Raw genomic sequence first — 3519 nt, forward strand, 5'->3', positions numbered from 1 at the left:
AAAGCACGGCAGCTACCTACCCTCGCAGGCAGTCTCCCACCAACTACTCTCGGCGCGAAGAAGCTTAACTTCTGTGTTCGGCATGGAAACAGGTGTATCCTTCTTACTTTTGCCACCGTACTTTTCTCTCTTTGAGCTACTACGCTCAAAACTAAATATAATCCACTCATAAAAACCTTAACCAGATTGTTTCGCTTTTGGTCAAGTCCTCGACTGATTAGTACTGGTCTGCTCCGAGTCTCACGACTCTTCCACTTCCAGCCTATCTACCTCTTAGTCTTTGAGGTGTCTTACTTGCTTATGCAATAGGAAATCTCATCTTGAGGGAGGCTTCGCACTTAGATGCTTTCAGCGCTTATCCTGTCCATACATAGCTACCCAGCGATGCCTTTGGCAAGACAACTGGTACACCAGCGGTATGTCCATCCCGGTCCTCTCGTACTAAGGACAGCTCCTCTCAAATTTCCTGCGCCCACGACGGATAGGGACCGAACTGTCTCACGACGTTCTGAACCCAGCTCGCGTGCCGCTTTAATGGGCGAACAGCCCAACCCTTGGGACCAACTTCAGCCCCAGGATGCGACGAGCCGACATCGAGGTGCCAAACCTCCCCGTCGATGTGAACTCTTGGGGGAGATAAGCCTGTTATCCCCAGGGTAGCTTTTATCCGTTGAGTGATGGCCCTTCCATGCGGTACCACCAGATCACTAAGCCCGACTTTCGTCCCTGCTCGAGTTGTCTCTCTCGCAGTCAAGCTCCCTTATACCTTTACACTCTGTGAATGATTTCCAACCATTCTGAGGGAACCTTTGGGCGCCTCCGTTACTCTTTAGGAGGCGACCGCCCCAGTCAAACTGCCTACCTGACACTGTCCCTGACCTGGCTTACAGGTCTAGGTTAGAGTATCCATCAAACAAGGGTAGTATCCCAACATTGCCTCTGATAAAACTAGCGTTCTATCTTCCTTGGCTCCTACCTATCCTGTACATCTTTAACAGATACCCAATATCAAGCTACAGTAAAGCTCCATGGGGTCTTTCCGTCCTGTCGCGGGTAACCAGCATCTTCACTGGTATTATAATTTCACCGAGTCTCTCGTTGAGACAGTGCCCAAATCATTACACCTTTCGTGCAGGTCGGAACTTACCCGACAAGGAATTTCGCTACCTTAGGACCGTTATAGTTACGGCCGCCGTTTACTGGGGCTTCAATTCAAACCTTCGTGCTTTAAGCACTAAGCTCTCTTCTTAACCTTCCAGCACCGGGCAGGTGTCAGCCCTTATACGTCGTCTTACGATTTTGCAAAGACCTGTGTTTTTGATAAACAGTTGTTTGGGCCTATTCACTGCGGCTGACTATCTCTAGTCAGCACCCCTTCTTCCGAAGTTACGGGGTCTTTTTGCCGAGTTCCTTAACGAGAGTTCTCTCGCTCACCTTAGTATTTTCTATTCGACTACCTGTGTCGGTTTACGGTACGGGTACATTCTCTCTGGCTAGAAGTTTTTCTTGGCAGTGTGACTATAGAACCTTCGCTACTTTAATTTCGCTCCTTATCACGCCTCGTACTTCACGAAAATAAGCATTTGACTCATTCTCATACTTAACGCTTAAACATGGATTTCCAGCACCATGCGTTCTTTATCTCCTGCGTCGCTCCTTTGCTCTTAACGATTAAATGCAGTACAGGAATCTCTACCTGTTCCCCATCGGCTACGCCTCTCGGCCTTGTCTTAGGTCCCGACTTACCCTGGGCGGACGAACCTGCCCCAGGAAACCTTAGTCATTCGGTGGATAGGATTCTCACCTATCTTTCGTTACTCATACCGGCATTCTCACTTCTAAAAGCTCCATTTGTCCTCACGGTCAAACTTCACCGCCTTTAGAACGCTCTCCTATCACGTAGTGTCTTCCACTACATCCACAGTTTCGGTACTATGCTTAGCCCCGGTAAATTTTCGGCGCAGCGTCACTCGACTAGTGAGCTATTACGCACTCTTTCAATGATGGCTGCTTCTGAGCCAACATCCTAGTTGTCTACGCAACTCCACATCCTTTTCCACTTAGCATAGATTTTGGGACCTTAACTGGTGATCTGGGCTGTTTCCCTTTCGACTACGGATCTTATCACTCGCAGTCTGACTCCCGAAGATAGATACATGGTATTCGCAGTTTATCTGGATTCAGTAACCCCTGACGGGCCCTTCGTCCAAACAGAGCTCTACCTCCATTATCCTTTCTTCGAGGCTAGCCCTAAAGCTATTTCGGAGAGAACCAGCTATCTCCAAGTTCGTTTGGAATTTCACCGCTATCCACAATTCATCCCAGCAATTTTTAACTTACACGGGTTCGGTCCTCCAGTGCGTTTTACCACACCTTCAACCTGATCATGGATAGGTCACTTGGTTTCGGGTCTACATCAACTAACTATCTCGCCCTCTTCAGACTCGCTTTCGCTCCGGCTCCATCTTTTCTGATTTAACCTCGCTAATTAACGTAACTCGCCGGTTCATTCTACAAAAGGCACGCCATCGCACTTTAATGTGCTTTGACTATTTGTAGACACACGGTTTCAGGTTCTTTTTCACTCCCCTTCCGGGGTTCTTTTCACCTTTCCCTCACGGTACTGGTTCACTATCGGTCACTAGCTAGTATTTAGCCTTACGAGATGGTCCTCGCTAATTCAACCGGAATTCCTCGTGTTCCGGCCTACTCAGGATACTGCTAAGTGCGCTCATAATTTCGCTTACGGGGCTCTCACCCTCTCTGGCCTACCTTCCCAGATAGTTCTGCTATTACTTGCGCTCCTACATCGCAGTCCTATTACCCCAAATGATAAATCACTTGGTTTAGGCTCTTTCCTCTTCGCTCGCCGCTACTAAGGAAATCGATTTTTCTTTCTCTTCCTGCAGCTACTTAGATGTTTCAGTTCACTGCGTCTTCCTTTACCAGCCTATCTATTCGGCTAGTAATAATGCATCACTGCATTGGGTTTCCCCATTTGGACATCTCCGGATCTTAGTTTACTTACAACTCCCCGAAGCTTTTCGTAGTTCGTCACGTCCTTCTTCGGCTGCTAGTGCCTAGGCATTCACCGTGCGCCCTTGTCTACTTGACCTTACTTTAAGATCGCTCTTCTCGGTCGCTCTACAATCTGTTCTTCAATGATTGTCTCGGTTTTTATTTGGATTATATTCAGTTTTCAATGTACTAACCATGGATCCTTTTACAGATCCGATGGAGGCTAACGGGTTCGAACCGATGACCTCCTGCGTGCAAAGCAGGTGCTCTCCCATCTGAGCTAAGCCCCCAATTACCATTAGGCAGACACAATTCTATCGCTTATCGCTCATTATGTCTATGGGCCTAAATGGACTTGAACCATCGACCTCACGCTTATCAGGCGTGCGCTCTAAACCAGCTGAGCTATAGGCCCGATTTACGCTTCTTTTTTATTCAAATCGTTTGAGGTACTACCCTCAAAACTAAACAAAGTTTCTTTCGTGTGCTTCCGTTTGCTTC

The 3519-nt window shown here is 47.7% G+C and carries 2 tRNA genes and 2 rRNA genes; all 4 read right to left on the bottom strand.

What is annotated here, in order from left to right:
- Positions 1 to 3: 3 nt before the first annotated feature.
- Positions 4 to 120: ribosomal RNA gene (rrf, locus tag FC77_RS07385) — 5S ribosomal RNA — on the bottom strand.
- A 77-nt stretch (positions 121 to 197) separates the two neighbouring features.
- Positions 198 to 3115: ribosomal RNA gene (locus tag FC77_RS07390) — 23S ribosomal RNA — on the bottom strand.
- 120 nt (positions 3116 to 3235) lie between these two features.
- Positions 3236 to 3308, bottom strand: a tRNA-Ala gene (locus tag FC77_RS07395).
- 50 nt (positions 3309 to 3358) lie between these two features.
- A tRNA-Ile gene (locus FC77_RS07400) sits at positions 3359 to 3433 on the bottom strand.
- Between the last annotated feature and the right edge of the window lie 86 nt (positions 3434 to 3519).

This window comes from Lactobacillus acetotolerans DSM 20749 = JCM 3825 (assembly GCF_001436775.1).
Classification (GTDB): domain Bacteria; phylum Bacillota; class Bacilli; order Lactobacillales; family Lactobacillaceae; genus Lactobacillus; species Lactobacillus acetotolerans.